Raw genomic sequence first — 26985 nt, 5'->3', positions numbered from 1 at the left:
GTAGTACCAGTTTTTTGGAGAGTAAAGTAGGAAGGAAGCAGTTGTTGTCGAAAAAGATAATTAACAATCTATGGTCGATGATTAAACAAAGAAATTCTGCATTGTAAAGGAGCGTAATCAATGTACATTTCTCAAATAGAAATACAGAATTTTCGTAATTATAAAGGACCTAATAATGTTATTGAATTTAATGAAGGCATAAACGTAGTAATTGGTCATAATAACTCGGGGAAATCTAATTTGCTAAAAGCTTTAGACTTAGTTTTAAATTTTGGTTCATCGAAAAAATTATCTGTTGATGATTTTAATAAAGAAATAAGTATTAAAGAGTTGAAAGAGAAGCCGCCGAAGGTTTCTATTACCGTTACATTTACGGAATCGAAGAATGAAGAAGAGTATTCTGAAGATCTAGTTACTGTCTCTACATGGTTAACGGATCTGAAAAGTCCTTATAAAGCGCAATTAACATATGTGTTTTATTTGCCAGAGAAGGAAGAGGCAGAATATAAACAAGCTCTGGCAAATATCACTTCAGATAATATTGAGGATTATTGGTTAGCGATAAAACATAATTTTTTAAGAAAGTACAAGAGTAACATTTATGGAGGTAATCCTGACTTTAAACAAGTGGCAGACTCTGAAGCCCTTAAAAAAATTGATTTTCAATTTTTAGATGCTGTCCGGGATGTTGAAAGAGATCTCTTCACAGGGAAGAATACGTTATTACGTGAAGTGATTGACTTTTTTATGGACTACGAAATAAAAAGCGACAGAACAATAACAAAAGTAAAGCAGCAAGAAGAGATCGCACAATTGAAAAAACAATTCTCCGAGAAAGCATCTGAACTAATAAATGCCTTGCAGAAGAGAATGGAGCGAGGAAAAAAAGAAATGCTCAGTTATGCAAACGATACTGGGGCTTCGTTTGGAAATGCTGAGCCGGACTTTGATGGGCATATATTAGATTCAGAGCTGTACTCAGCTCTTAGATTAATAGTTAAGTATCAGACTGGTATTACAATCCCAGCAACTCATAACGGATTAGGCTATAATAACTTAATTTACATGTCACTTTTATTAGCCAAAATGCAGAGAGATGCTTCTGGCGATTATCTTGGAAGTAACGCCAAAATTTTTCCAATACTTGTTATTGAAGAGCCAGAAGCACACCTTCACCCGTCAATGCAGTATAAGTTTTTGAAATTTCTAAGAGAAAATTCGAAAGAGAAAGCTAGACAAATTTTTATTACGACACATTCACCGAATATTACCTCTGCAGTAAGTTTGGATGAGATTATCTGCCTTCACAGAAAGAATAATAACACTTTAAATGTCGGTTATTTAGGTAGAGCTTTTGGTGATGATCTAAAATCAAAGGCATATGTGGAAAGATTTCTAGATACTACAAAATCAGATATATTGTTTGCTAAAGGGGTAATTTTGGTCGAGGGAATAACAGAACAGTTAACCATGTCCTTGTTCGCTCAATATGTAGGCTTTGATTTAGAAAGCAGCCACATATCAGTTATCAATATAGGTGGTCGTTATTTTGAACATTTTCTCAAGCTTTTTGATTCCTCTAAAGAATATACAATACATAAAAAAATTGCGTGCATAACAGATCTCGATCCGGTTCGAAAAGAAAGGGTTAGTGATGATTCAAAATTTGAAAAATGTTATCCTTACGAGCTTGATTTAGAAGACGAAAAGTACATTTATAAGTCTTGTTCAAATGAATTGGTTGATAAACGTATTGCTGAAAATATCGAATGTTTCTCACAGGATAAAGGTAAGGGAAAGACGTTTGAATACGCACTTGCTTACATAAATCCTCATTGCAAGTTGATTCTGACAGAATCAATGTCAAATCTTAAGGAACTTAATAAATTATTTGATTATTATCAGCAAGGGAAAACATTAGATGAAATGATAGGTATATTAGGAAGTAAAGGGGGAGAGAATCTTAGAATTGCTGAAAGTATAAAAAGATACAAAGGGTCAGATAGCCGAGAGCACTTAATTGCTTCTAGATATTTAAACTCAATCTCTAAGGGTGAAAATGCTTACGAGCTATCTAAAGCATTAGAAGAAAACTTAAACAATGAGAATGCTTGCACTTATTTTAAGGTTCCACAATACATAAAGGAAGCGATAACGTGGGTATGCAGCTAATACACTCTAATTCCAAAATAGATATTGAAAAGCATTTTAAAGTTACAGCTGGCCCAGGTGCAGGGAAAACTAAGTTCTTAATAAATCATATTAAAAACGTTCTCCACAATTCTAACCGTCTGGGGCGAAATAGGAAAGTTGCTTGTATCACATATACAAATGTCGGAGTTGAAACTATAGTAAAAAGATTAGGGGATGAGACTGATCATGTAGAGGTTAGTACAATTCATAGTTTTTTGTTCACTCATATTGTTAAGCCGTATCTATTTTTAATCGGTGATAAATATGGGATTGATCCTTTGAAGGTAGATGCTCCTTACGAACATATTGTATCAACGGGTTTTTTTAAGCAGACAGACTTAGGAAGAAAATATGTAGAGGAAGAGGACCTGAAAAAAATATTCTGGTTTATTGAGGGCAGCTCTTGTAAATTGCATATAAAGGGAAGAAAAAGTGACTATCACAATAGTTTGTTGAAATACAAGAAATTGTTCTGGGAAAGAGGAATTATTCACTTTGATGATGTTTTGGCATTTTCATGGGAGCTTCTGAATAACACCCAGGAAATTTTACGAATAATACGTGCTAAATTCCCTTATTTTTACATTGATGAATTTCAAGATACTAATCCTATACAAACGGAAATCATTAAGTTAATCGCAATGAAAGAGGTCATTGTAGGGGTTATTGGAGATAAAGCACAGTCTATTTATGAGTTCCAAGGTGCCGATGTTAAGCAATTTGATAATTTCTTGCTGCCAGGCATGGCTTCTTACAAGATGGTAGATAATCATAGAAGCACTCAAGAGATAATCAATTTATTAAATTTTATCAGGAAGGACATTATACAAAAAAGCCCGAAAAAAAAGACCGGTAATCTTCCGGTAATTCTTGTTGGCACCCCTTTGCAAGCTTTGAACCATGCAAAGGATAGTGTTAACGGCGAAGAAATCTATACCTTATCATTCTCGAACCTCATGGCCAATTCTGTTAGAAATAACATGGAATATATAGATGGACAGAAATGGGCGATAATTGATGAAGCATTCGAAGATTCAGATAATGACAGAAGGAAAACTTTTATATCTATTATAAAAGCAATTGAGTATGCAAGACTTTCTCATTTCAAAGATGCGATAAGAGAATTGAGCAGACATTTAAAAACCACTGATGAGTTTAATGGACAAAAGACAGCATTGCAAGTAATTCATACATTATTGAATGATTACCATGAATTTAGTCATGAGCCATTATGGTCACTGTATCAAAAAATATTGAAACTTGGTTACTTCCAATTTTCAAAGATAAGAGAAAGTAAGGGTGGCAAATCTCCATCCAGTACAGAAAATTATTATAAAAGTACAATCTATTCGAATATTGCTTTGCATGTAAAAATTGCAGAGGATGGTAGCTTACATCGAACAATTCATAAAGCCAAAGGCAGCGAATTTGATCATGTTTTAGTGATAGTTAAAAGTAAGGACGGATACAAGTACAATGAGGACAGAGATTTAGGATTTCTGTTGAATCCCGATATTGATGGCAATGAGGATCATAGGGTTTATTATGTAGCCTGTAGTAGGGCAATGAAAAATTTGTTTGTTAATGTCCCTCAAATTTCAGAAAAAGCCATAAAAAAGTTAAATAGATATTTACATATTCAATATGTGTAGGTGGTTAGATATTTGTGGGTGTTGTGTTCGTGATTAGATTTAAAAAAATGTAAAATTCATTTGAAAATATAGAACGGGTGAAGAGGAATGGGCGGAAAAGAAGGGGCAAGAGGGTACCTGTATCAGTCAGTTGTGTCAGTACTGAATTCATTGGTCGCAAGGGATTGGCTTTTCGTTCAAATCGAACCTGACACGACAAACGATAAGGTTGATATATCGTGGTTTTATGAAAACGATGAACAAGAAGTCACGCAAGTTAAATCTTCGATAAATAATTTTACTAAGCCCAATATTATTCATTGGTTTGAAACGCTGATTCAGGATGTGCCGAATGCAAAAGATTATAAATTAATCCTTATTGGAACTTGTAGTGATCCAACCAAACAGTTTATTAATAAACTGAACAAAAACAATTTTGATGATGACGAGCAGGATGAAATAGCTACAATCAGTCCTTTTCTTGATAAGATGACCGTCCAGTTAGAGAATTTCGAATTGGACTCAATGGAATCAAAAATTTATACGTCACTCAACAAATTCCTGTCTCATAAGGGACATACTGTTGGTCATTATTTGTTGGAAATGATGACGGGTGCAATTGTTTATCAATTTATTAAATTTTCAACAAATGGCAATAAAGTATCTAAAGCTGATTTTGAGAAGCAACTATTGGAGTGGGTGTATTTTAATTATCCAGAAGTTAAGGGTGACTTGCCGTCCAATAAATTGCTTGTTGAGTTTTACCATTCCCAAAAAGTATCTTTTTCAAATACGATGAAGTCGTTTAATCTCCAATTACTAAACACGGAGTTTATTGAAAAACGAAAACAAAAGTTAATAAAAGCAATTGATGAAATCAATAATATCCATATACCACAAAAAGACAAAGAAGTGGTGAAGGAAACTGAAATATTTGGAAATCGCATTAAATTATCATTGCACGTTTCATCAGAATACTCACCGAAGAAGCAACAAGAAATCCGTGAAAAAACACAGCGGCTTCTGGGTATTCAACTAAGTGATGATTTCTTTTATGTTGGCAATTTGAAAGAGCAGAAAACTTGGCTTCATACACCATTCTTTTCAATTCCAGTTGAGCGAATCGGGGATGAAGTTGAAAAGCAAAAGTTTGAAAAGTTAGAGGAATATGATTATGAACTTGAGAAACTTGATGCATTTGTAAAGCAATTTAAATTTCTCGAAGAATTTTCACTCATACCTCTTGTTTTAAAGAACGAGGGAAAACAGTATGACGAAAAAATTAAGGTGTTGATTAAATTACCAAGGAGTATTGAAGTTCTTACACCAGACAGTTATCTAGAACCCGAATACATTGTATTAAAACAGTTTACAGGATATGATAGCATCTTAAATCTGTGCTTGCGTCACCAAAAAGATAGCAAAGTTCAAGACAATGTGAATAATTCGTTTATTCCATTTAACCAGCATCGAGATTTGTTAGATCTTGAAGATCGAATTGAACATGATTATTCAGATTTTAGGTGGTATTTAAAAACGTTGCTTGATTTTGAAATCCATAACGAGGCAGATTATTTGGTGTTAGAGTTTCATTTCGATGAACTTAATCCTAAAGAGAACATTGCTTTCCCATCCTACATATTAGTCAAGGCGAATGAATCCTTTGTGATTAATTATGAAATCACGTCAAAGAACTCTCAGGATGTATCGACAGGGCAATTGCATTACATAGTGGATTAAACAAGTATAACTGTTAAAGTGTATAGATCGTGTACGTTCAAGAGTAAAATGAATTAGGTACATTTCAATATCCAAAGGAACATTGACTTTAGTCGGAGCGTTCGGTTTCCAACTTTCTTTACATGGTAATATCTAGTGGTTCCACACTTTCTTTTTTTCATGTTTATCACATGCCGTGGCGAGCCCAATACAATCAACAAAAATGGTTCCAGACTTTTTTATCACCTGACAAAAATTATCAAGACTTAAATTTAAAAAGCTATTATAAAATAAGGGTTTTCACATATTAGCCATGTCTAAAATGTGAAAACCCTTATTGTTCAACTATCGTTCACCGTTAGATGAACAAACTTTGTACCACGAATGAGTTTCCTTTTACTAATTAGTATCCAAAGACATACTTCAATGAACATCACAAAGGAGCAGTTCATTTCGGCAGCTCCAAGTTAATCGTATATCGTTAGCACAACCTCCTCATAATTTGATCTGCATAACAGTCCCAATCAGCATTGTCGGTGTTGATTTCCAATGTAGCAACTAAGGATTGTTGCGCACAAATACGCATTTTCTCCTGACCACTTACAAACTTGTGGCAAGCTTCCGCAGGTGAAGAAAAGCCCTTCATCACATATGACTTCCAATTTTCCCCGCGACTTTCAACATACCTGGATTCAACTACATCCGATGATATTGTAAGCAGTACACTAAGTGCATTAAGATTCGATAATCGCTGCTCCAATGTGCCTAGCCCTGTACTCGTACCAAACGCGGCTCGGTGATTTAAATGAAACCTTTCGAATATGTAAAACACACCGTGTGAAGCCTTTGTTCGACCAAGGGAAGTCATAAAGCTATGCAATTGCTCGATATAATCAACATGACGATTTAATAGTCCGAGGTGTTCTTCTTGCTGAAGATTCCTTAGAACACCATGGTCATCAACTAGAACTCCCGAATAATGCTCGCTTACTGCAATCATGGTTCTCTCAACTTTAGGATTCTGACTGTTCATTTTCTTTAATGCGGTCAATACTGAAGTTTTTCCTGCGGTAGACAACCCTTCGATAATAACTCCCCGAATCATATTTCACCTCTTCGCATTTTTCAATTTTCCTGCCCGTTTAACGTAGCAAAGATGCCGATCCTGCAGCAGTATGATCATCATGGTAAAACTCATATGGAATCAAAAGCATTTGGCTTTTTCCATAAACGTCTACTGTAAAACTCATACCACAGGGGCAATACCAACAATTGCGACTCCGATTATTTTAAGAAGTACTATCAAAATCATCATTCCTCCCTCGTGAAATACCCATTTCAATAATACCATATATTGGAACTATCCTACCCTTAGTTTAATGAGACCGCCCGATCGATCCCGCGGCGGCCTCGTTAATGCGTTTTCGTAACCCGATAGCTTAATGCCGGATAACGTTACCAACAATCTGATGAGATCGATGCCAGGATCATGGCCTACATGGGCTGGTTATAAAACACTACACTCAGATATCCTGCCTATTTATTCGTATTGAGGCTGTCCGCTTCATTGCATATAATGAAGGTACCACCCTTCGGGGAGATCATTAAGGGAGGCCGCGATGACCGAGACCGCATTTGACGAATCATTATTTGCAAGCTTGAGGCCGGGTTTAACCTCGTTCTGTTATCGAATGCTAGGCTCCATGGACGATGCGGACGATGCCGTTCAGGAGACGAGTATTCGGGTCTGGCAGAGCTGGAGCACGTTCAGACAGGAGTCCTCGTTCAAAACTTGGGTCTATCGGATTGCCTCCAACCTGTGCTTGGACAAGCTGAGACAATCCAAACGCCGCGCGCTTCCCGTTGACCTGTTCGACCCGGCCGTCGCCATCGTCGAGCCGCGCGACACGCTGCCGGACTCTGCCTGGATCTGGCCGTCTCCCGACTTTGGGGGCAATCCGGAGGATCGGCTTGTCCGCAGAGATACCCTTCAACTGTGCTTTATCGCTCTCCTGCAGACCTTGCCTCCGCGGCAGCGCGCGGTACTCATTTTGAAGGATGTATTTGAATGGTCCTCCAAGCAGATCGCGGAAACTTTGGCGATGTCGCCGGCAGCGGTGAACAGCGCCTTACAAAGAGCCCGAGAGACGATGGACCGGGTGCAGCTTCGCTCGGATGAGCTCAGCAGCATGGACGTTCAACCGGAGCAGCAGCTGTTGTCCCGGTATGTGGAGGCCTTCGAGCAATTCGATATTGCCGCGCTCGTCGCGCTGTTCCACGAGGAAGGCTGCATGTCGATGCCGCCCTTCGAGATGTGGATCCGCGGCAAGGAGGATTTGTCCGCCTTCTATTCGCTTACTCGCTGGCATTGCGAAGGTTCGCGATTTGTGCCCATTACGGTGAATGGCGGTTATCCGGCGTTGGCCCAGTATATGCCGGACAAAGAGGGCTCTGGCCTGGTACCCTGGGGCATCCACGTCATCGAAACCAAAGGAAATCAAATCCTGCACGTTCAAAACTTCATTCATACGCCATTATTTTCGCGATTTGGGCTGACCGAGCGAATTGACCGATGAATTTCGTCATTGGCTTACGTCTATATTATTGAGAATAACCAAATGACGAATATCATGAGAGAGGTGTCTATTTAAAATGGAAACAAGTAAACCGACGAAAGTAACCGTGCAAGCCGTTATTCAAGCCCCTGTCGAGAAGGTATGGCGCTATTGGACTGAGCCGGATCACATCACGAAGTGGAATCAAGCGTCCGAGGACTGGCATGCGCCGAGAGCCGAAAACGATCTGCGGGTCGGCGGTAAGTTTCTGACACGGATGGAAGCGAAGGATGGCAGCATGGGCTTTGATTTTGGCGGCGTCTACGATGTTGTGAATCGGCATGAGGCGATCGGCTACACCATGGAAGACGGAAGAAGAGTGGATATTGCTTTCGTCGATCAAGGGAATGAGACGAAGGTCATTGAAACATTCGACGCGGAAAGCTCCAATCCCGTCGAGTTCCAGCAAGCAGGCTGGCAAGCGATCATGGACAATTTCAAAGCCTATACCGAACAAAACTAATCATCGCGAAGAAGACGCCGGGGAGGATGCCCGGCGTCTTTCTTTTTGAACCCTGGTACGAGCGTGCTCTCCGTTAGCCTTAACCTTGTGCCGCATCCATGTTCATGTAATTAATGGCCCACAGATGGCCATCCAAGTCCACGAAGCCCCAATGATACATGAACCCATGATCTTCAGGTTCAGCGTGTAATTTCCCTCCCAAGGAGACCGCGGTATTCACGATTTCATCGACCTTTTCCCGGCTCTCGAAGGCCAATGCGATCGTCATCTGCGCATACTTGCTCGTATCGACGGATTCCTTCTCCGTGAGCGTATTAAAGAATGCTTGATTGATCAACATGACCTGATGGTTGCCGCCGATCACGATGGCTACCGAATTCTCGTTATCGGGGAATTGCGGGTTGAGCTCGAATCCGAGTCCGGTGAAGAACGCTTTCGATTGTTCTACGTTTTTTACAGGCAGGTTGAAGCTCGTGAATGCGGACGTTAATGCCATTTTCAAAACACCTCTTCGTCAAATTAGTTTGTGTTCATTTATGCCTTCGTTTATATAGACGACAGCCGCTCCGGAAATTCACCGGTCTCATGGATTCGGAAGAGTAAATTTTGAAAAATCGTGCTTCTTTTGTCGTAAGGCCAGGATAGCGTTTCAATTAAAACAGCAGCACTCAAGGACTTTATTTTCTCGTCCATGACTGCTGCTGTTTTGATACTTGGGTCAGTCTAATACTAATTAAGCGGAGTTCCCTTTCAGATTGTCGCGATTAGTTCAGAGGAAGTGCAACTTCGAAAACTGTACCTGAAGCATCCGATTTCGCGACTCGTATAGTTCCTCCGTGCAAATTTACAACCTTTTGGGAAATACTTAACCCTAAACCAAAACCGAATGTCGAGTGTGATTCATCACCTTGATAAAATTTGTCAAAGACATACTTTTGTTTTTCCAATGGAATACCCGGTCCTTTATCGCTGACCAGAACGAATACTTGGCCGGCCGTATCATAGATTCGAATATGTATTTCGGAATCCTGAGGAGAGAATTTGACTGCATTATCCAGTAGATTAATCCAGACTTGGCTTAATAATTCCTCATTGGCATGGATCATGACTTCCGTGGAATCAAATTGGTAATTGATATTTTTTTCAGCCCATTTTTGATCCATTAGTACAACTGCATGCCGGATTTGTTCCGTTACATTAAATAATTCTTTTTCTGTCAGAATGGTATGGTTTTCAATTTTGGAAAGATTAAGTACATTCGTCGCTAATTCAGCCAGTCGTTCCGATTCGCTTATTATAATATCCAGGTATTCTTCACGTTCTTCCGTTGATAAATTCTGGCGTTTCAACAGCTTTGCAAAGCCTCTTAAAGAAACGATGGGTGTCTTGAATTCATGGGAAAAATTATTTACAAAATCAGTACGTAACATTTCTAGGCTTCCTAATTCCTCTGCCATATGGTTAAAACTTCGGTTTAGATTTCTTAGTTCTTTAGGTCCTCTAAGATGAATACGAACATTGAAATTCCCTTTAGCAAGTTCTTCGGCTGCAAAAATCACTTGTCGAATTGGGGCAAGAGGGATTCTGCTAAAGAAAAACGAAGCCAGCAAACTCACCGTCACACTGACGGTTACAAAATAAGAGATGACCCATCCCTCGCCTGAATTGGGAGCGGGCTTATAAATCCCAAAGTAGTCTAAAGCAATGATAATTAAAAATGCGATAAAAATGGAGATAATCAAAATAAGAAATACGATAAACGTAAAAACAATCGTTAAGCCAATTCCGTTAAAATAGTTTTTATCTTTTTTTCTAAGTTTTTTAACCATGATGTATTACCGCCTTGTAACCGATGCCCCTAATCGCAATGATTTCAAATTCGGGGTAATCGTTAAACCGTTTTCTCAATCGATTGATATGAACATTCACAGTCATATCCGTTGTTTCCGAATCCATGCCCCAAATTTCATCCATTAATTGAATACGTGTAAAAATTCGATTGGGGGATGATAACAGTTTGTACAACAAATAAAATTCTTTTTGGGGTAAAGTTTGTATCTCCCCTTCTCTAAACACGCTCAAAGAATCATAATCAAGCGTCAATTTTCCAATACGGAGTTTTCTTTCGGTTGTAATCTGTGCTCTCCGAAGCAAAGCTCTGATTCGAAGAAGCATCTCCTCTTCATCAACAGGCTTAACTAAATAATCATCCGTTCCTGCAAGAAACCCCTCTCGTTTATCTTTAGGGAGCTGCTTGGCTGTGACCATAAGAATTGGAATGGTACTGCCGCTATCTCTAATAAGATGTGTCAATTCTAACCCGTCCATTCCAGGCATCATAATATCAATGATGATTAGATCAACATGATGATGCTCCATAATATCTAAAGCAGCAATTCCATTTTCCGCAAGAAATACTTCATATCCTTCGTTACTTATTACTGCTTTCATCCATTTCGCTGTATTTTTATCATCTTCTGCAATGAGAATTTTGAACAAATGGAACATTCCTTTCTTGAATGATGGAGAACTGGCTTTCCTATTCAGTTTATTTTTAGTTTATTAAAATGATATACGATTTCCAAGTAGACAATTCATTGTAGATCTATTGGAGGAATCGTTTTATGTTAAAGCTTCAATTGGACAATATTAAAAAAATCTATAAGAGCGGCGAAACCGTTACGGCCGTAAAAGGAGTTTCCATTGGGTTCCGATCAAGGGAATTGGTTTCAATACTGGGCCCATCCGGATGCGGTAAAACCTCGCTTTTGAATATTATTGGCGGTTTGGATCAATACGATAGTGGCGACCTTATAATAAACGGTGTTTCCACTAAGCAATTTAAAGACAGTGACTGGGATGCCTATCGTAACCACTCTATAGGATTCGTGTTTCAAAGCTATAATCTAATCGGACACCAAACCGTTTTGCAAAATGTTGAAATTGCAATGACTTTATCAGGAGTCAAAGCTTCGGAAAGAAAAAGAAGGGCACAGCAGGCGTTGAAGCAGGTTGGACTCTCAGAACATATGAACAAAAAGCCTAACCAATTGTCTGGAGGCCAAATGCAGCGTGTTGCTATAGCCAGAGCTTTGGTTAATGATCCGGATATTATATTGGCCGATGAACCGACTGGAGCACTTGATAGTCAGACCAGCGATCAAGTTATGGATATTTTAAAAGAAGTTTCAAAGACGCGGCTGGTGATTATGGTGACTCACAATGCTGAGCAAGCAGAAGCTTATTCAGATAGAATTATTCGTATGTTGGATGGACAAGTTCAATCAGATAGTGACCCGATTACTCAATTACTTTTTTCCTCTTCATCAAAGACAGAGCAGACTAAGCCCCAAAAAACATCGATGTCTCTACAAAGTGCAACCTTACTTTCCTTTAAGAACCTCTTAACCAAGAGAGGAAGAACGATTATAACAGCATTCGCAGGTAGTATCGGCATTATTGGCGTTGCCCTTGTTTTAGCTCTTTCTAACGGATTGTCGAACTATATAGGCTCTTTGCAATCCACTACCCTCAGTGGGTTACCGATTAATGTTAACGCGGGTATTGTTGAAGGCACAGCTGAGGAATTGAATACAACGACGAAGTACACCGAATATCCGGATCAGGATGTTGTATATTCCTATAACAATGAAACGAATGTTGCGAAACATACTAATGTTATCACTGAACCTTTTCTTGATTATGTCGCGGAACTTCAAACCAAATTTCCAAAGTCGGTCAACAATATATCTTATACCTACGGACTCCAGTTCAATCTTTTGGCCAAAGGACAAAATACCGTAGTGAATTTTAATAATGGAAATGAAATGATCGGTACGCCGTTTTGGCAGCAGCTCCCAGAGAATAAGGATATTATCCTATCGCAGTACGATTTGGTCGGTTCTGAAAGCAAGCTGCCCTCAGCAAAAGATGAAGTGGTCCTAATTGTCGATAAGTATAATCGGATCGATAAGGCTTTCTTCGAGAAAATAGGTATTACCGGAAATTCAAATTACAAAATCACCGATTTTATTGGAAAATCGATTTTAAAGGTAATTCCGAATAACGAGTATTACACTGAAAAAAGTAAAGATTCTTTTGTCGCCGCTACACCTGCTGATTACGAAAAACTTTACAACAACGGTTCAGGAACTACACTTAAAATTACAGGCATCCTCCGCCCTAAAAAAGGAACGAACGGTAGTTATTTATCGCCGGGAATTGCATACACCCATGATTTAACAACATCCGTTCTAGAGGATGCACGCAAAAGTGATATTGCACTGGCCCAAAAAAAATCGAATACAAATGTTATGTTGGGAACTCCTTTTGCGGATGAAGCATCCAAAGTTAACGCGGAAGCACTGCTAGGGGCAAATACTACACCCGCGGGCATCAGCATTTACCCCAAAGATTTGGAAGGAAAAGAAAAAATAAAAGAATACCTTGATCAGTATAACGATGGAAAGCCCAACAAGGATCAGTTACTATATTCAGATTTTTCCGCATCCCTTACATCAGTAACAAAAAAATTATTAAATGGAATAACTTATGTTCTAACAGGCTTTGCTGCAATTTCTTTATTCGTATCGACGATTATGATCGGGATAATCACCTATGTATCGGTTATCGAACGCACCAAAGAGATTGGCATACTCCGAAGTGTAGGAGCACGCAAAAAGGATATCTCCAGAGTGTTCAACGCAGAAACATTACTAATTGGATTTACGGCTGGCTTGCTTGGTGTAGGTATAACTTATGTTTTAACTGTCCCGATGAATCTTATCATACAAAAGCTTGCGGATATATCCGGTGTTGCAAATCTGAGTCCAATGCATGCTGCCTTTTTAGTTATTGGCAGTATGGTACTCACACTAATTGCTGGAATTATTCCGTCTAAAATGGCTGCCGGAAAAGACCCTGTTGTGGCTTTACGTAGCGAGTAGGGTGATTTTATCAAATGGTAATGTCACGAACAAATCGGAAAGGAGTTTAAAGAGATGACCCTTACACATAAACGCATCGTCATTCTGATTGTAGTTATCATCGTAGCAGCTGTTTTGGGACGGCTTGCGGTGCGGGCATTTATGAATTTTATGCTCGGCGGCACATTGTTCGGAGGTAACTTCCTATGAAAAATAAAGAAAAAGGCAGGAAAAAAGTATTGTGGGGATTTATTTATGTAGGTGTTTTCATTGTTGCATTTGCGGCTTCTGCAATCATCAAAATGACATATAATCCACTGTCTGGGGAAATGAAGGTTAACTGGAACGACTCCATTGGTCGTGTATATACGGATATCGCATACGGCGAGAAGGAGAAGAACAAATTTGACCTGTATGTTCCTGCGGATAATACAAAGAAAACCTACGGTCTTGTGGTATATCTCCATCCAGGGGGTTTTGCAGCCGGTGACAAAAGCGGTGACGCCGATATGCTGAAATGGCTCTGTTCAAAAGGCTATGTTGCCGCAGGTATTAATTACACGGTGTCTGATGAAAATAACCCTGAAGCCAGCGTTTATACCATGTCTCAGGAAATCAAAAACAGTATTCCAGTTGTAAAAGCGGAAGCGGAAAAGTTAGGCTACCATCTCGATAGAATGGCTATTTCCGGTGGCTCGGCGGGCGGCACTCTGGCACTATTGTATGCTTACCGTGATGCGGACACCTCCCCGATTCCTGTTAAAATGGTCTTTGAGATGGTCGGGCCGCCCAGCTTTTATCCAGAGGACTGGACTACCTACGGTTTGGATCGGAGTCCAGAGGCAGCAGCAAACTTATTCAGCATTATGTCTGGTAACACCATTACAACAGATATGATAGGAACGGCAAGATATGATGAAGCAGTCAAAAATATTTCACCGTATATGTGGATCGATGAAAATTCTGTCCCTACGCTTGCTGCCTATGGAAAATACGATAGAGTAGCTCCGTTCGGAACAGTAAAACATCTGATTAACGCATTGGAGGAAAACCATGTTCCCCACGATTATATCGAGTTCTCCCATTCGGGACACGGTCTGCAAAATGACAATAAGCTTTCTGCAAAATTAATAGAAAAGATAAATGAGTATCTGGAACGGTATTTGGGAAGTGAATAAGACGGATGCAAGCAGGAAGCAGCGGAAAACTTAAAAATAGCCGTCATTCGGCTGATTTCTGATTTCTCTTAGCCTGTCGCTCCCACCCGGCAAGGTCATAGTTGTACTGTTCCACTACAGGTTCAGCCTTGCGGAAGGTAGTCATAAACGCCTGTACATCGGGATACCCGTCCTCTTGCAGAGCATTAGGAAGCCAAATAGAATTTGCGCCGGCCAAAACCACGTTAAAACAGATTACGTGGTTTTGGCCGGTTTTTTGCGATGCAATAACCCGTCAAATTTTTCGTTTTCGAGGCAAAAACAAGGCGACAAGCGCGCCGAGAAGAATGCCGACCGCTGCCAGATAGATGGCGCTCCTCTCACCTGCAGCGATGGCTTCGCGTGTTTAAGCACTACATGCTACCTGCGTACTTTCTTAATAGGTAATTGGAAATGGAATATTATGATGAGGACGTAGCCCAAGCGAAGGCGCGGGAGCGTTCCTTTTATTAAACAGGGAGTTAGCCCCAAAACAGGAATTGCGTGGAGATCAGTCAGACGTAATAATAGAAAAGAGAGAAACAAAGTTGGGAGGCAGGAGAAAATGTCGAACATGGACAAGGAGAAAAAGGCTCTGGAGAAAGTGACAACGATATATGAAACAGGCGAGATCATAACGGCGAAAGTGTACAAGGTCAGCCAGGAGCAGAAAGAGGAACTCGATCGTCTGTCAGCTGAGAGGCACGAAAAGTTACTCGAGGATGCAATACCGAAGATCCGAGAGCGGTACGAACAGCTAGTCAAGCTCCGGCAGCAACAGCCGAAGACTGACGACGGTGGCAAGCCTCCGAGTGATTCCGCAAACGGGTAAAGTTAGTTCAATAAAATGGATCTCCAACAAGATAGTTCGAACCCCTGTGGTATTGTGGGAAATAGAGATGCCAAACAACCTCCCAATTTGATTCACATTGGAAGGTTTATTTCCAATAGCTTATGTTATTCCAAACGGAATGACTTCTTATAGAAAATTCCTCGGTATGGAAGTGAAATTACCGGTAGCCCCTATGACCTTCTTGTCGCTCCACAGCATCGCACATGCTACGGGCTTTATGTCCCAACCCCCCTGAATCATTGCCAATACATGTAGGGGTGAACATTATAGCGCTCGCGATCAAGTCCCACAAGCAGGTACGTTCGACCCGGCTACCTTCAAATGAAAAAAGGATCAACCTGAAAGAACGGCTGATCTCATAATACGAAAGGGAAGTTATGTTCAATAGAATGTTTACGGTAAAAAGTAGGAACCTTAACACGCTTTCTGCGATCCCAGCAGATTAACCAACTGTCTGATCGCCTTTATGTCAATAATTAAAGCTTCCTCAATTCACGCAGGATATTTTCCAGATCCAGCCGCTGCATAAAGTCTGGATTCACGTAGGCGGAACGGATAATGCCGGATTCGTCGATCATAAAGGTGGAAGGAATCGGCAGGATCCAGCGGTTCGTCGCGTTGTATTCCGCCAAGTCCATACCAATTTGTTTCATAATGTCCTTAATGTAAACCGGAACGTCGTAAAGAATGTTATAGAATGCGGCCACGAGACCGTGTGTGTCGCTTAACACTTGGAAAGTCAGCTCTTCTTTCTCCTGCTGGGAAAGCGTGTTGTCCGGGCTTTGCGGGCTGACAGCGATCAACTGGCCCCCGAGGGCTTCGATGTCAGGCAGTAGCTTCTGATAGGCCTTAAGCTGACTGTTGCAGAACGGGCACCATCCGCCCCTGTAGAATGTCAGAACAACAGGTCCTTTGGACAGTTCTTCATAAAGACTAATCGTTTCTCCCAAAGCATTCCTGAGTGTAAAATCCTTCGCCTTCTGCCCCTCCTGCCGGCCGTAAGCAATACCAGATTCCTGCTGCTCTCGGATCTGACGAAACATCTCCGTTTGAATCTGCAAAGGGGTATGCGCGATAAATTCCTGTTTAGCTCCCGCTAAAGCTTGAGTTAATGACATGTTTTGTAGCTCCTTATTAAAATATTACTGATTTATCGTCAGATTATAACTAAGTTAGAGATGCTTTCATTTGGCAGACATCTTGGATGGCGAGGTGAATGCCGCGATCCTGTCTTGCTTTCGCAAATGGATGATTTGAGCTGTTAGGCCAACGACAAGAATGACGAAGAGACTGGCTTGAGCGCCGAGGAGAATTGGCGAATTCAAATCGGCGACTATGGGGTGGCCGTCTGGAACACGGGTCAGGGTTTCGGTAACGGTCGGCAGCATCAGCAGAAACGCCGTCAGGCTGAGGAAGATTGTTTCAAGGTACTTGGCCGCACGCTTAAAGCTCGAAACACGCCTGATCCCGTATCCGGCGAGCAGCAGCAGGATCGTTGTCGTGCCAATGACATAGCTGACCGACTGATGTGCGATGGGAAATACTGTGATAGCGCCAATCAGCATCGAAATAAAGTAGATGACACCAGACCTTGACCGAGGAACAATCCGCCCATAGCGAGCAAACATATATATAGCCAGCGGAATGGCGGGCAAGCTGCTGAGCGTATGTACCCAGCCAAGTGATGAAATTCCAAACATAATTGTCTCCTTCCGGTCCTTAAGGACAAGGGTAATTTGTTCTGTCTTGCCGCGAGCCGATACTAGCGGTTGACAGCATCTCATATCGTGTCGGTGGGGCTTAAGATGATCGGCCATGCAGCCTTCCGCGCAAATTGGCTCAAGGTCATCCACGGGGCTGAAACAAGGAAATTGAACGTGCCTAATCCGGCATAGCAGCTACATTGATATTTGATAAGAGTATACCTACTAGTAGGTAGATTAAAATTAAATGATATGTGCCTGAACCATCGACGGGCAGCAGTGTTCGTTTCGCAATCATCCATCGCCATGACGCTCATTCGAGTTCCCAGAAGTTCAATACGGTGCTATGTTCCGGTATCCCATTGACACGCCATGATTGGCAACTCTAGCGGCTGGCCGTCATGATCCAAATGAACTTCTCGGATGAGATACGATTAGTTCATCAATAGCGATCTTATCCTCAAAAAGGTTATGTTCACCTCCTTTCATCTCGATCATGACAGCAACCATCGCCATCGTGGCTTTCATCACGAAGGGAAGCGCGAAACGAGTCGCTCCAAGAGCGTGTCTGTCACGACGCCGAATATCTTCGGATCGCCATAAGCCCGCGCCGAAAGCATCGCGCCGTGAACCGTTGCCATGAACGTTTCGGCCTCGTCACGAGGGGTATTCATCAGTTGAAATTGTCCTTGCAGCACACCGCGCTCCAGCACGGATGTCAACCATGCCGACAGGTAGCTGAAATGCGCCCGGACCTCTAGCGCAACTTCCTCGGGTAGGACCGGGAGCTGGCTTGCCAACAACGCGCAGACACAAAACGGAGCGCTGGCGTCCGCGATACAGGCTTCCCAATAGCCAGTGTAGTACCGAAGCTGTTCGAGCGGATCGGATACTTGAAGTTCGAGATTTGCCATCCCTGCTTCAGCTTCTTTCCGATACCTCGCAACTAGCGTTCGGACCAGATCGACCTTGCTAGGAAAGTGGTGATGGATGCTCGCCTTTCGAATCCCAACCACATCAGCGATGTCGGCATAACTGAAGCCGTTGTAGCCGCCAGTGACGATCAGAGTACGCGCACAAGCCAAAATGTTGTCAAATGTGGTAGATAAATTGTCCATAACCATAGTCTACCTTCTAGTAGGTACTTTGTCAAATAGCATATAACATTGGATTAATTGACAACAACAGCAGTCTGTAACGATATTGATGTCCAGAGAGTAAATGAGTTGAGTCAAGGCGAGCGGAGCCAAGCTCTATCCTAGGGCCGGATGCTCGACGGAAGCCATTTCCGGTGCTGCGGCACGAAGCCGGGTTGGTTGATCGGAAGACATGAATAGATCGCTCCTTTATTTCAATTTATTTTGAAATGAATCGAGTTGCTTATATTTCAATAATAATTGAAATGTCAAGGAGGGGATGATATAATTTTTTCATGAGACAAATTGATGAACTTGCAGTAGCCCAAGCGGCTAAAGTGCTCAGCGATCCGATACGGCTTAAAATATTGATTCTTCTGAAAGAGGGAAGACAGGAGATTTACCAAGCGCCGGTCTGTTCGGCTTATGCGCATGCCATCTGCCCGGAGGATCTGAAGCTTGGTTTGGGGGACATTTCGTCGTCGAAGCTGTCATACCATTTGAAGGAATTGAAGGACGAGGGCTTCATACAGGAGTGCAGGGAGGGAAAACGGATTTATTATCTCTTGAAGCCTGATCGTTTCAAAAGCTTAATTGAATCACTCCACAGGTTTTACTAGATTTGAAGCAAATCAGGCAGTACCTGTAGGTACAGCCTGTTACGTCAGCTCTCTTGGAAATTTTTTGACGATCAGGTTGTCTGCTCTAAAAACCGCGCCGTGAATTCGATCGACGTCCCCTAAACCGCCTGGAATCGCTGCAGATTCCAGGCTTTTCCTTATTCTTTCGGGTTTCAGTAAATAATAATCCTGGTCACTGGCATTAAGCTAACTGACAATTTAGTTGTATGGTAAAATAAACTATGACTTTAGGAAATATTGCTTGGAGGATACGATGGACCGATGCTCAATAAATCAATTATTTTTACAATTGCCAACATTAAGTAAATGGAACCTATTGCCTTCAAGCCAAATAAACCAATTAAAGTGAATACAGCCGCGTATCCACAACTGGCTGGATCGATTCTTTCCTGAGTTTACTGGGATGTTCAAGGATTGGGAAGGTAAACAGCCTTAAGAGGAAGGATTTAGGTTGGTATCCTGATATGAATCCTAATGGCGTATTAAGCGAGATTTTTAAAGGGAACATGTAATCCTTCGTTAAACTAACGGATAACGTTACGTTATAAAACACGAAAGCAGCGACACCTACTCGACAATAGATTCAAGAGCTTCTATTGCAATGGTCTTGGCTGCTTCGTTACCTTGCTCTGAGCTCCCCGCAATAGTTTGCAGTGCTTTCTGGGCGATCTCCAGCTGTGCGGTCAAACGGTCAACCATTTTGGCGAGATCGATGGTAAAGTCGTCTGTTAACTCGCCATTGCCTATTAAGACGACAGCAGTAAATTCGAACTTATTCTTCATCCTTTATTCACTCCTTCAACTTGATTTCATTGCCGGCGTAATCGGCCACAGTAGACGCTGTCCGGAATCCTACGCAATTTCCCCAATAGGTGAATATTAAAATCATAGTCTACCAAACGCTATTTTGTAAATGCCTTACACATCCTCACGAACGCGGCATCCGCTGTTACGCTATCGAGTACGTTAGTTCATTGAAGACAGCAGGAGATCGGACAACTTTAACAAACAAATCGAGTATAAATTAGGAAGGTTTAACCATTCAGAGAGATTAGGGAAGGAGTGAGAGCTAATGAGGTGGATGAAGGCTCTGGCGGGAACGCTGTTCGGCATACAAGCATTTGCAGCAGCCACCCTATCCGCTAACGCGGAAATGTTTCCTACGGATACGCCGGAATCGGGCAGAGTGCCCTCGGTTATCAGTTTGCTCGCGGATACGCCGTACTTTGATAAGTACGAAAATTCATGGGCACCTCCGGAAGGAGTTTTGGCTCCGCAGGATGTAGAGGTCGTCATTGGCGGTATGCCGTGGTCAAGCCAGCATAACTGGTGGAAGATTCATACCAGGTTCGGTGACAAATGGATTAATGTTCAGTCTCAAGATCTGGATGTCCCGCCGCCTAAAACGATATCGCTTTTGGATAATACCCCGATTTATGCCAAGCCGGATGCAGCGGAGGAGCCAACTGCCGTATTATCGCCTCAAGATGTGACGGTAGTAGGGGCGCAGAAGCAGTGGTTCGCAGAAGAAGGGTTCGACAATAGCACTATGAAATGGCTGCAGATTCATACGACTTGGCTTGGGGATCAATGGGTCCAGCTGCCGTTGAACAGGATAGGCAGTGTGCGCAGCCTGGATGAAAAGGCGTACTTTCTCAACGAGGAGAACCTGCGCCATGCCGCCTTGCAGGTGACCGGCGAGTTTGTATCTCCGTTTTATAACTCCTTATACCGGGTGGAGACGGATAACGGCCCTAAGTGGATATCGTCGCGCGGCATGAAGATCACTGATACAAAGGAATCCATAAAGCTCAATACCCGAACGACGTTGTTCGTTCATCCGTATCCATACGATGAGGAAGCAGCCATATTAGAGCCGCAGACTGTGGAGTCATTCGAACGAATCGAACGGAACAGCTACGGGAATACACCGGATGATCCTGTCTGGTACCACGTACATACTTCATCGGGGGATGGCTGGGTGAATAAGCAGTTTGCCGATCCGATCGATACCAAGCCCGCTGAGGTCGCCATTCAGTTAAATGCCAACACAGAGCTGATGAGCTATCCGACGTCGGGAATATGGTACAAATTTGCGCAGTTGTCGCCACAGATTGTGCATCCGTCGCTCTATTGGGACGATAAGCTGGGCAATCGGTGGTATCAGATTGATTCGTATGTCGGCAAAACGTGGTTCAGAATCAATCCCTACACGGACCGTATTTTGCAGCCAGGGAGCGAGCAAGCTATACAAATCTTGTTTTATACGCTCTATTATAACAGCGCCAAAGTGAATGGCGACGAGCTGCTGTTTCAGGAAAGAAAGGTCGGTTACAAGAAGGAAGGCTCTTGGTACGTCTCGGCTCCGTTTCTATCCGAAGGCTTCCGTTATACGGTCCGTGAATCGGAGGGTACCTTCACCTTGGAAAGCAATACTGGATATGGATTTCGGGTAAGGCCCGGTTCGAACACAGCGGACACCATGTGGCAGGGGAACGCTGGAAGCCATGTGAAGCTGATTCAAGCACCGGAACGCTTGGCGGACGGAGAGCTTTATTTGAATATCGCGGATGCCAGGACTCTGTTCGGCTCGCTCATTTCCGAGAAAGGCTCGGATATGGCCTTTTGGCTGCAAGCCTATCATATTGCGGCGCCATCCCTTCCGCAATCCAGCGATACCGATAGTCTGGAGTTGGTCGCCTCCTTGACGGATAACACCCAGCTTCTCCAATCCGATAATATCCAGGATCGCCCAAAGCTTGTTGTCGCAGACCGCGGGAATTTGGAGCATTCTGCGGTGGAAGCCAATGCCGAATGGGTCGCACCGCTTAGAACGGATCAGGTTTTGTACCAATACAAAGCTGTCCGGCAACTGAAGCCGGGGACTAATGAGCTTAGAGCCAGCATCAAAATCGGAGAGCGGATCTTGTGGCAGCAAGACTTCCAGGTAACCCGCACAACCCAAGCACAATAACTCGATGGCAGATGAGTATCCAAGAGTAGCTGCTGCTACGGGGCATGAAAGATAGCGGATAGGTCCTAACACTGCGCCAGAATCTATCCTAGCTGAAAAATTTAACCATGCTTGATGAGAATAGTAATGTCAACTCAATAGTCCCATACGAACTTGTGCATTGACCAATATACAGGGAACAACTTCAAGCCTTGCATTCATCTGCAGGGCTTTTTGCCATTCGACGCGCAATCTTTACCGCTCAACTTCACCTAAAATGCTATCGAGGATACTTGCATCAATTTTGCACAAGTCCATGCCATTTGCCTTATAGTTACATAGAGTATAAAACAAGCTGAACGGCTCTGGTTTCATAACGGTGAGGTGACAATCGTGACTTCTAATATTGGCTGGCATGAGTCCAAGATCATGAAAGCGGATAGACACAGGTTAAACGGACATAAAAGCTATGTATTGTGGTTTACCGGGCTGCCGGGCTCAGGGAAATCGACCTTGGCGGAACGGATGGAGCTTGAACTCCACCAAAGGTATATGCACAGCTATATCCTGGACGGAGATCATCTTCGTCATGGCTTGAATCAGGGGCTTGGCTTCAGTGCGAAGGATCGTACGGAAAACATAAGGAGAATGGGGGAAACCGCCAAGCTGTTCGTTGATGCGGGGATCATCGTTTTGGCTGCGGCTATCTCGCCTTATAGAGCGGATAGAGAGCGGCTGCGCTCAAGCTTTGAAGAGCATGAATTTATCGAGATCTACGTTCGCTGCCAGCTTGAGGAGTGTGAACGAAGAGACCCTAAAGGACTGTATAAAAAGGCAAGAGCCGGTGAGATCAAGCAGTTTACAGGCATTTCGGCCCCCTATGAGCCGCCGCTTAATCCGGAGTTGATCATTGATAGCGACCGGCTAACGATCGAGGAATCGATATGCGTGATTCTGGATTACCTCAGCGATTGTGGGTACTTATGACCCATATAGGTATTTTCCACAAAACCCAAGCTAAATGAAAAGACTAAGAGGCGGCAGGTGCTTGGCTAGCCCTGCCTTTTGCCGTACAAAAAAACCTTCCAATTGTGACCTTTTGTGGTAAAATGTATTCCCTTACTCTTAATATTTATAGGAGGAAACATGAAGCCGATAAGAAATTCTGCCAAGGCCATTATTATCGAGAACGGGAAGGTTTTATTGACCAAGAACAAGGATGATTCCGGATATTTTTATTTATTCCCGGGCGGCGGACAAGAGCATGGAGAAGAATTAAAAGACGCTGTCCAAAGGGAATGCATAGAAGAGATCGGAGAGAGCGTGCTAGTCCATGACCTGGTCTATGTTCGGGAATATATCGGAAAAAATCATGAATTTGCCTCATGGGATGGGGAAGTTCATCAAGTTGAATTTTATTTCCAATGCTCCCTGGTCTCCCGCGATGCCGGATTGACTAATGGCGAGAACCCTGATGATGACCAGGTCGGCGTAGAATGGATTGAAATTAGCCGTCTCGAGGATATTCGATTATATCCTAAGCAACTGGGAAATATATTGCAGAATCCTTCATGGAAAGGCTGCTATTTAGGGGATACGAATTAATACAGCCTGTAGATTGCTTGTCAATTATTAGGGTAATCGGCCTGAGGAAGTCCCTCACAATACATGATTAACAGCCCCGCTATTTTGGAATCAAGCCTTGATTTACATTAACCATCCGGTCCAACACATAATTTCCCATAATGTTGCGATACCCTGTCCATAATCTTTCGGTACAGTAGGGGTGTAAGGGAAACCACTTCCTTAAACCTACCAACCGAAAGGAGTTTTCAATCATGAAAACAAACCAATGGAAACGCCGTTTAACTCATACCAGCCTGCTGGCCGCTATGCTCACCATGGCTATCGGAGGGGCGGGCAGCGCCTTCGCCGCCGATGCTAACGATCAGAAGGAAGCCCAAACGCCCGCCGTATTGGCGCAGCCTGCCGTAACCATCTCGACGTTCGCTGTAGGGGGCGGCTCGAACCTTCTAATGCAGCCTGCATTGCAGCGCAATTATTTGAAGCTGCTGGCCGCTACCTATGCTCCGGAAACCCTCGGGGAGTGGAAGCAGGCGCTTGACGAGCGAAAGCAGGTAGAGAGTGAACTGCCTAAGCCGCAAATGACGAAGAGCATCACGATGACGAAAAAGCCAGTGGAAAGCGGCACGGGTGCAGATGGCGCTGAAACCGCCGATTCATCCAAGAAACGGCAAATGGTTCGCATAGTCCTGCCTGGCTCCTCCGATAAGCAAAGCTCCGAGGCGGCGGTCATTGTCAAGGAGGGGGACGATGCTGCCATGAAGGAGGTTATCCAAGCGCTTCCAGTTGAGGTGAAGGACGCTAATGATATAATAAAAGCGGAGCTTCCGGATTCGTTCAAACGCCAGCAAAAATTAGCCGAAGCGGTGGAGGCGGACGATGCAGCAACAATCCGCAGTTTGCTGCCGGAGCTGTTGAGGGATTATAAGAGCGAGACCGAGAGCCTTCGTAAACTCTCTAAAGAAATAGAAGCCGCTGCCATTCAGCCCGCTCAGGAGAATGAGCAGAGCAAATAATCAGCGTTATCTGCACATACAGTCTAATCATACGGTGGAACCGGTGCGCATGAGCGGATCGGCTCCGCCTTTTCCTATAGAGGGACCCTACAGGAGGACAAGTTCATGTACCGAATCTATTTAGTAGAAGACGAAGAGCACTTAAGCGGCGTCCTTGCCGCTTATTTGGAGAAAGAGGGGTGGCAAGTGCGGTCGTTCCGCGAGGGAACTTCAGCTCAGGTGGCGATATCGGAGCGGCCGGACTTGTGGGTCCTCGATATCATGCTGCCCGGCGTAGACGGCTTCCAGCTGATGCGTGAGATCAAGGCGGAGCTTCCGTCTCAGCCGGTTATTTTTATCTCTGCGCGTGACGCCGATATCGATCGCGTTATCGGCCTGGAATTAGGCAGCGATGATTACTTGGCGAAGCCTTTTCTCCCCCGGGAGCTCGTGATTCGCACGCGGAAGCTGCTGGAGCGGGTATATGGCGGCGCCCGTTCAATTGCAGTGCAGGAGCGCCGCAGCAAGCTGGCCGTTCCTCCCTATCTCATCGACGAGCAAGCCCGGATCGTGACAGACGGGGACGGGAGCAAGCTGGAGCTGACAAGCAAGGAATTCGAGCTGCTTGTATTCCTCGTCAGCCATAGCGGGCAGATTGTGGACCGGGAGCAGGTGCTGAATGCGGTCTGGGGAACAGACTACTACGGCTCCGACCGCGTCGTGGATGATCTGGTGCGAAGGCTGCGGCGCAAGCTGCCGGAGCTGCGGCTAGAGACCGTATACGGCTTTGGATACAGGATGGTGAGAGCATGAAGCTTAAAATCGGACAATGGCCGCTTGCAGTGAAGCTGTGGGGTGCTTTTGCCGCTTTGACCTTATTTATTTTCGGACTGCTCGCCATCCTGCTGCCTTGGACGCTGAAGGGCTTCTTTACGCAGCAAATGTACGACATTTTGCTCGATGCGCAAAGCGGGATTCAAATGGAGCAAAATACTTTAGCTATTCCGGCGGTCCGATTGGATTTGAAGCAGCTGCCCCCCAGCATGCCCTTGACACAGGCTGTTCCTATGACCAAAATGCCGGTTTCTTCCCAGGACGAAGTCACGGAGAAACAGCTGGAGCCGGATAAAATGGCGGCACTTACGATAGCGACTCGCATCAGCGCCCCGGAAGGTCCGTCTATTCAGCATGTTATGATTAACGGCAATGCGCAATCCGCGGTTACGATAGCCGCCGATCCTGTCACCCTGCCGTTTGTCCAAGCCATGGAGCAGGATGCCTTCACCCAGTCCGCCCCTGTTATGAAATATACGCGGAGCATTAATAACAGCAGTATTTTCTATGTCATTCGTAAAGAGTTCGTTCAAAACGAGCCCAACTATCTGATATCCTACGCCTCCGGCAGCTACCGCAACGACTTGGTTATGACCATGTTCTTCAGGCTGATGCTGCTCATGGTCGGTCTGATCGTGGTCAGCTGGCTCCCCTGCGTCGGATTGGCCCGCTATTTTACCCGTCCGCTCGTTCAGATCGAACGGCACGTAGGCAAGCTGGCCGAACGGGATTGGCATGAGCCGCTGGAGACGAAGCGCAAGGATGAAATCGGGCGTCTGGCGAAGGCCATCGAATCGATGCGGCAGCGCCTCGTCCGGCAGGATAAGGCACAGCAGTTTTTCCTGCAGCATACCTCGCATGAGCTCAAAACTCCCGTCATGGTGATCCGAAGCTATGCGCAGTCCATCCTGGACGGCATTTTTCCGAAGGGCAGCTTGAATGAAAGCCTTCATGTCATCATCAAGGAAGGGGAGAGGCTGGAGAAGCGAATCCGCGACCTGCTGCTGTTAAATAAGCTTAATTATTTGACCTCTCGGGACAAACCGTTTCAACCGTTTGAATTGAACGCTGTCATTGAAGACGCCGTGGACAGACTGCGCTATCGCCGGCCCGAAATCGAATGGGAGCTGGAGCTTGCGCCCCATCTTCAGGTAACGGGCGACGCCGAGCAGTGGAAGGTAGCCATCGAGAATATATTGGACAACCAGCTCCGGTACGCGGGAAGCCGCATTCACATTCAGGCTAAGCTAAGCGAGAGGAGCGCCACCCTGCCAGAGCTCATTATCGCCAATGACGGACCGCCCCTGGATGAGGCGATAGCGGCAAGTCTCTTCGAGCCGTTTCGAACCGGCGGTGACGGTCAATTCGGCCTCGGTCTCGCCATCGTCAAACAAATCGCGGAGCATCACGGGATGACCGTTAGAGCCGCTAACGAAGCTGATGGCGTTGCATTTTACTTCGAGCCGGGAGTTAACTAAATGAATCCAATGATTTGAAGGCGTGCGGCGCCTTCTTTTTTTTTCGATGAGTTCCTGTGTTACGGG

The 26985-nt window shown here is 43.9% G+C and carries 25 protein-coding genes; 16 read left to right on the top strand and 9 right to left on the bottom strand.

Translation table 11 applies throughout. The features are described 5' to 3' along the window. Nucleotides 1–120 precede the first annotated feature (120 nt). From B1728_RS33550 to B1728_RS33540, 3 genes are all read left to right on the top strand, one after another. Nucleotides 121–2172, top strand: a complete 2052-nt coding sequence (locus B1728_RS33550) for an ATP-dependent nuclease (protein WP_079914786.1) — start codon at nt 121–123, stop codon at nt 2170–2172. Further along, the gene (locus B1728_RS33545) at nt 2163–3845 is read left to right on the top strand and encodes a UvrD-helicase domain-containing protein (protein ID WP_079914785.1); all 1683 of its coding nucleotides are present in this window, start codon (nt 2163–2165) and stop codon (nt 3843–3845) included. Before B1728_RS33550 ends, B1728_RS33545 begins: the two co-directional genes overlap by 10 nt. 87 nt (nt 3846–3932) lie before the next feature. Next, on the top strand, nt 3933–5564 hold the full coding sequence (locus tag B1728_RS33540; RefSeq protein ID WP_079914784.1) for a hypothetical protein: 1632 nt from the start codon (nt 3933–3935) through the stop codon (nt 5562–5564). Between the two features lie 460 nt (nt 5565–6024). On the opposite strand, the gene B1728_RS33535 is transcribed toward B1728_RS33540, so the two are convergent. Further along, complete coding sequence (locus B1728_RS33535; protein ID WP_079914783.1) at nt 6025–6648, bottom strand: hypothetical protein; 624 nt, start codon at nt 6646–6648, stop codon at nt 6025–6027. Nucleotides 6649–7162: 514 nt separating this feature from the next. Between B1728_RS33535 and B1728_RS33530 the strand changes: the two genes are divergently transcribed. Both B1728_RS33530 and B1728_RS33525 read left to right on the top strand, forming a co-directional pair. Further along, on the top strand, nt 7163–8119 hold the full coding sequence (locus B1728_RS33530; protein WP_079914782.1) for a sigma-70 family RNA polymerase sigma factor: 957 nt from the start codon (nt 7163–7165) through the stop codon (nt 8117–8119). Between the two features lie 76 nt (nt 8120–8195). Next, nucleotides 8196–8621: an SRPBCC family protein gene (locus B1728_RS33525; RefSeq protein WP_079914781.1), complete on the top strand. Its 426-nt coding sequence runs from the start codon at nt 8196–8198 to the stop codon at nt 8619–8621. A 79-nt stretch (nt 8622–8700) separates the two neighbouring features. On the opposite strand, the gene B1728_RS33520 is transcribed toward B1728_RS33525, so the two are convergent. From B1728_RS33520 to B1728_RS33510, 3 genes are all read right to left on the bottom strand, one after another. Then, complete coding sequence (locus tag B1728_RS33520; protein ID WP_079914780.1) at nt 8701–9117, bottom strand: VOC family protein; 417 nt, start codon at nt 9115–9117, stop codon at nt 8701–8703. Between the two features lie 268 nt (nt 9118–9385). Continuing rightward, a complete protein-coding gene (locus B1728_RS33515) occupies nt 9386–10450 on the bottom strand; it encodes a HAMP domain-containing sensor histidine kinase (protein WP_079914779.1) in 1065 nt (354 codons plus the stop codon). Continuing rightward, nucleotides 10443–11120 carry a response regulator transcription factor gene (locus tag B1728_RS33510; protein WP_079914778.1) on the bottom strand — a complete coding sequence of 226 codons (678 nt, stop codon included), beginning with the start codon at nt 11118–11120 and terminating at the stop codon, nt 10443–10445. The genes B1728_RS33515 and B1728_RS33510 overlap by 8 nt, the downstream gene beginning before the upstream one ends. Nucleotides 11121–11245: 125 nt before the next feature. Here B1728_RS33510 and B1728_RS33505 point away from each other — a divergent pair, with 125 nt between their 5' ends. The 3 genes from B1728_RS33505 to B1728_RS33500 are packed head-to-tail and all read left to right on the top strand — an operon-like array spanning nt 11246 to nt 14724. Beyond that, nucleotides 11246–13567, top strand: coding sequence for an ABC transporter ATP-binding protein/permease (locus tag B1728_RS33505; RefSeq protein WP_079914777.1), 2322 nt, complete (start codon nt 11246–11248; stop codon nt 13565–13567). 54 nt (nt 13568–13621) lie between these two features. Then, entirely contained in the window at nt 13622–13756 is a 135-nt protein-coding gene (locus B1728_RS37110; RefSeq protein WP_256865619.1) for a hypothetical protein, read from the top strand. After that, entirely contained in the window at nt 13753–14724 is a 972-nt protein-coding gene (locus B1728_RS33500) for an alpha/beta hydrolase (RefSeq protein WP_079914776.1), read from the top strand. Before B1728_RS37110 ends, B1728_RS33500 begins: the two co-directional genes overlap by 4 nt. A 274-nt stretch (nt 14725–14998) precedes the next feature. Here B1728_RS33500 and B1728_RS37410 read toward each other — a convergent pair whose 3' ends face one another. After that, entirely contained in the window at nt 14999–15097 is a 99-nt protein-coding gene (locus tag B1728_RS37410; protein ID WP_079914829.1) for an LPXTG cell wall anchor domain-containing protein, read from the bottom strand. Nucleotides 15098–15307: 210 nt separating this feature from the next. Here B1728_RS37410 and B1728_RS33490 point away from each other — a divergent pair, with 210 nt between their 5' ends. Further along, entirely contained in the window at nt 15308–15574 is a 267-nt protein-coding gene (locus tag B1728_RS33490) for a hypothetical protein (RefSeq protein ID WP_079914775.1), read from the top strand. Between the two features lie 497 nt (nt 15575–16071). Here the strand turns inward: B1728_RS33490 and B1728_RS33485 are convergent, their stop codons facing one another. The 3 genes from B1728_RS33485 to B1728_RS33475 form a co-directional block, all read right to left on the bottom strand. Further along, nucleotides 16072–16713 (bottom strand): peroxiredoxin-like family protein, encoded by a 642-nt coding sequence (locus B1728_RS33485; protein ID WP_079914774.1) that lies wholly within the window; start codon nt 16711–16713, stop codon nt 16072–16074. A 66-nt stretch (nt 16714–16779) separates the two neighbouring features. Then, nucleotides 16780–17295, bottom strand: coding sequence for a hypothetical protein (locus tag B1728_RS33480; protein WP_079914773.1), 516 nt, complete (start codon nt 17293–17295; stop codon nt 16780–16782). A gap of 530 nt (nt 17296–17825) precedes the next feature. After that, entirely contained in the window at nt 17826–18422 is a 597-nt protein-coding gene (locus B1728_RS33475; RefSeq protein ID WP_256865618.1) for a TetR/AcrR family transcriptional regulator, read from the bottom strand. Nucleotides 18423–18730: 308 nt separating this feature from the next. Here B1728_RS33475 and B1728_RS33470 point away from each other — a divergent pair, with 308 nt between their 5' ends. Next, nucleotides 18731–19054, top strand: coding sequence for an ArsR/SmtB family transcription factor (locus tag B1728_RS33470; protein WP_079914772.1), 324 nt, complete (start codon nt 18731–18733; stop codon nt 19052–19054). A 588-nt stretch (nt 19055–19642) separates the two neighbouring features. Here B1728_RS33470 and B1728_RS33460 read toward each other — a convergent pair. Further along, complete coding sequence (locus B1728_RS33460) at nt 19643–19858, bottom strand: hypothetical protein (RefSeq protein WP_079914771.1); 216 nt, start codon at nt 19856–19858, stop codon at nt 19643–19645. A gap of 289 nt (nt 19859–20147) precedes the next feature. Between B1728_RS33460 and B1728_RS33455 the strand changes: the two genes are divergently transcribed. The 6 genes from B1728_RS33455 to B1728_RS33430 all read left to right on the top strand — a co-directional run bounded on the left by B1728_RS33455 (nt 20148) and on the right by B1728_RS33430 (nt 26919). After that, nucleotides 20148–22049 carry a hypothetical protein gene (locus tag B1728_RS33455; RefSeq protein ID WP_079914770.1) on the top strand — a complete coding sequence of 634 codons (1902 nt, stop codon included), beginning with the start codon at nt 20148–20150 and terminating at the stop codon, nt 22047–22049. A gap of 408 nt (nt 22050–22457) precedes the next feature. Then, the gene (cysC, locus tag B1728_RS33450; protein ID WP_225948680.1) at nt 22458–23015 is read left to right on the top strand and encodes an adenylyl-sulfate kinase; all 558 of its coding nucleotides are present in this window, start codon (nt 22458–22460) and stop codon (nt 23013–23015) included. A gap of 159 nt (nt 23016–23174) precedes the next feature. Then, the gene (locus tag B1728_RS33445) at nt 23175–23633 is read left to right on the top strand and encodes an NUDIX domain-containing protein (protein ID WP_079914768.1); all 459 of its coding nucleotides are present in this window, start codon (nt 23175–23177) and stop codon (nt 23631–23633) included. 233 nt (nt 23634–23866) lie between these two features. Continuing rightward, a complete protein-coding gene (locus tag B1728_RS33440; RefSeq protein WP_079914767.1) occupies nt 23867–24628 on the top strand; it encodes a hypothetical protein in 762 nt (253 codons plus the stop codon). A gap of 105 nt (nt 24629–24733) precedes the next feature. After that, the gene (locus tag B1728_RS33435; RefSeq protein WP_079914766.1) at nt 24734–25420 is read left to right on the top strand and encodes a response regulator transcription factor; all 687 of its coding nucleotides are present in this window, start codon (nt 24734–24736) and stop codon (nt 25418–25420) included. Beyond that, entirely contained in the window at nt 25417–26919 is a 1503-nt protein-coding gene (locus B1728_RS33430; RefSeq protein WP_079914765.1) for a HAMP domain-containing sensor histidine kinase, read from the top strand. Before B1728_RS33435 ends, B1728_RS33430 begins: the two co-directional genes overlap by 4 nt. Nucleotides 26920–26985 lie beyond the last annotated feature (66 nt).

The organism is Paenibacillus sp. 32352 (assembly GCF_002042965.1).
In the GTDB taxonomy this organism is placed as follows: Bacteria; Bacillota; Bacilli; order Paenibacillales; family NBRC-103111; genus Paenibacillus_S; species Paenibacillus_S vulneris.
Note: the sequence above shows the minus strand (reverse complement) of the source record. Positions and strands in the feature narration are given on the sequence as shown.

Coding starts and splice junctions, on each gene's coding strand:
- B1728_RS33550 (WP_079914786.1), top strand. CDS start 121: ATGTACATTTCTCAAATAGAAATACAGAATTTTCGTAATTATAAAGGA.
- B1728_RS33440 (WP_079914767.1), top strand. CDS start 23,867: ATGAAAACAAACCAATGGAAACGCCGTTTAACTCATACCAGCCTGCTG.
- B1728_RS33445 (WP_079914768.1), top strand. CDS start 23,175: ATGAAGCCGATAAGAAATTCTGCCAAGGCCATTATTATCGAGAACGGG.
- B1728_RS33475 (WP_256865618.1), bottom strand. CDS start 18,422: ATGGTTATGGACAATTTATCTACCACATTTGACAACATTTTGGCTTGT.
- B1728_RS33460 (WP_079914771.1), bottom strand. CDS start 19,858: ATGAAGAATAAGTTCGAATTTACTGCTGTCGTCTTAATAGGCAATGGC.
- B1728_RS33430 (WP_079914765.1), top strand. CDS start 25,417: ATGAAGCTTAAAATCGGACAATGGCCGCTTGCAGTGAAGCTGTGGGGT.
- B1728_RS33515 (WP_079914779.1), bottom strand. CDS start 10,450: ATGGTTAAAAAACTTAGAAAAAAAGATAAAAACTATTTTAACGGAATT.
- B1728_RS33455 (WP_079914770.1), top strand. CDS start 20,148: ATGAGGTGGATGAAGGCTCTGGCGGGAACGCTGTTCGGCATACAAGCA.
- cysC (WP_225948680.1), top strand. CDS start 22,458: ATGAAAGCGGATAGACACAGGTTAAACGGACATAAAAGCTATGTATTG.
- B1728_RS33480 (WP_079914773.1), bottom strand. CDS start 17,295: ATGTTTGGAATTTCATCACTTGGCTGGGTACATACGCTCAGCAGCTTG.
- B1728_RS33525 (WP_079914781.1), top strand. CDS start 8,196: ATGGAAACAAGTAAACCGACGAAAGTAACCGTGCAAGCCGTTATTCAA.
- B1728_RS33530 (WP_079914782.1), top strand. CDS start 7,163: ATGACCGAGACCGCATTTGACGAATCATTATTTGCAAGCTTGAGGCCG.
- B1728_RS33540 (WP_079914784.1), top strand. CDS start 3,933: ATGGGCGGAAAAGAAGGGGCAAGAGGGTACCTGTATCAGTCAGTTGTG.
- B1728_RS33520 (WP_079914780.1), bottom strand. CDS start 9,117: ATGGCATTAACGTCCGCATTCACGAGCTTCAACCTGCCTGTAAAAAAC.
- B1728_RS33490 (WP_079914775.1), top strand. CDS start 15,308: ATGTCGAACATGGACAAGGAGAAAAAGGCTCTGGAGAAAGTGACAACG.
- B1728_RS33535 (WP_079914783.1), bottom strand. CDS start 6,648: ATGATTCGGGGAGTTATTATCGAAGGGTTGTCTACCGCAGGAAAAACT.
- B1728_RS33500 (WP_079914776.1), top strand. CDS start 13,753: ATGAAAAATAAAGAAAAAGGCAGGAAAAAAGTATTGTGGGGATTTATT.
- B1728_RS33485 (WP_079914774.1), bottom strand. CDS start 16,713: ATGTCATTAACTCAAGCTTTAGCGGGAGCTAAACAGGAATTTATCGCG.
- B1728_RS33505 (WP_079914777.1), top strand. CDS start 11,246: ATGTTAAAGCTTCAATTGGACAATATTAAAAAAATCTATAAGAGCGGC.
- B1728_RS33545 (WP_079914785.1), top strand. CDS start 2,163: ATGCAGCTAATACACTCTAATTCCAAAATAGATATTGAAAAGCATTTT.
- B1728_RS33435 (WP_079914766.1), top strand. CDS start 24,734: ATGTACCGAATCTATTTAGTAGAAGACGAAGAGCACTTAAGCGGCGTC.
- B1728_RS37110 (WP_256865619.1), top strand. CDS start 13,622: ATGACCCTTACACATAAACGCATCGTCATTCTGATTGTAGTTATCATC.
- B1728_RS33470 (WP_079914772.1), top strand. CDS start 18,731: ATGAGACAAATTGATGAACTTGCAGTAGCCCAAGCGGCTAAAGTGCTC.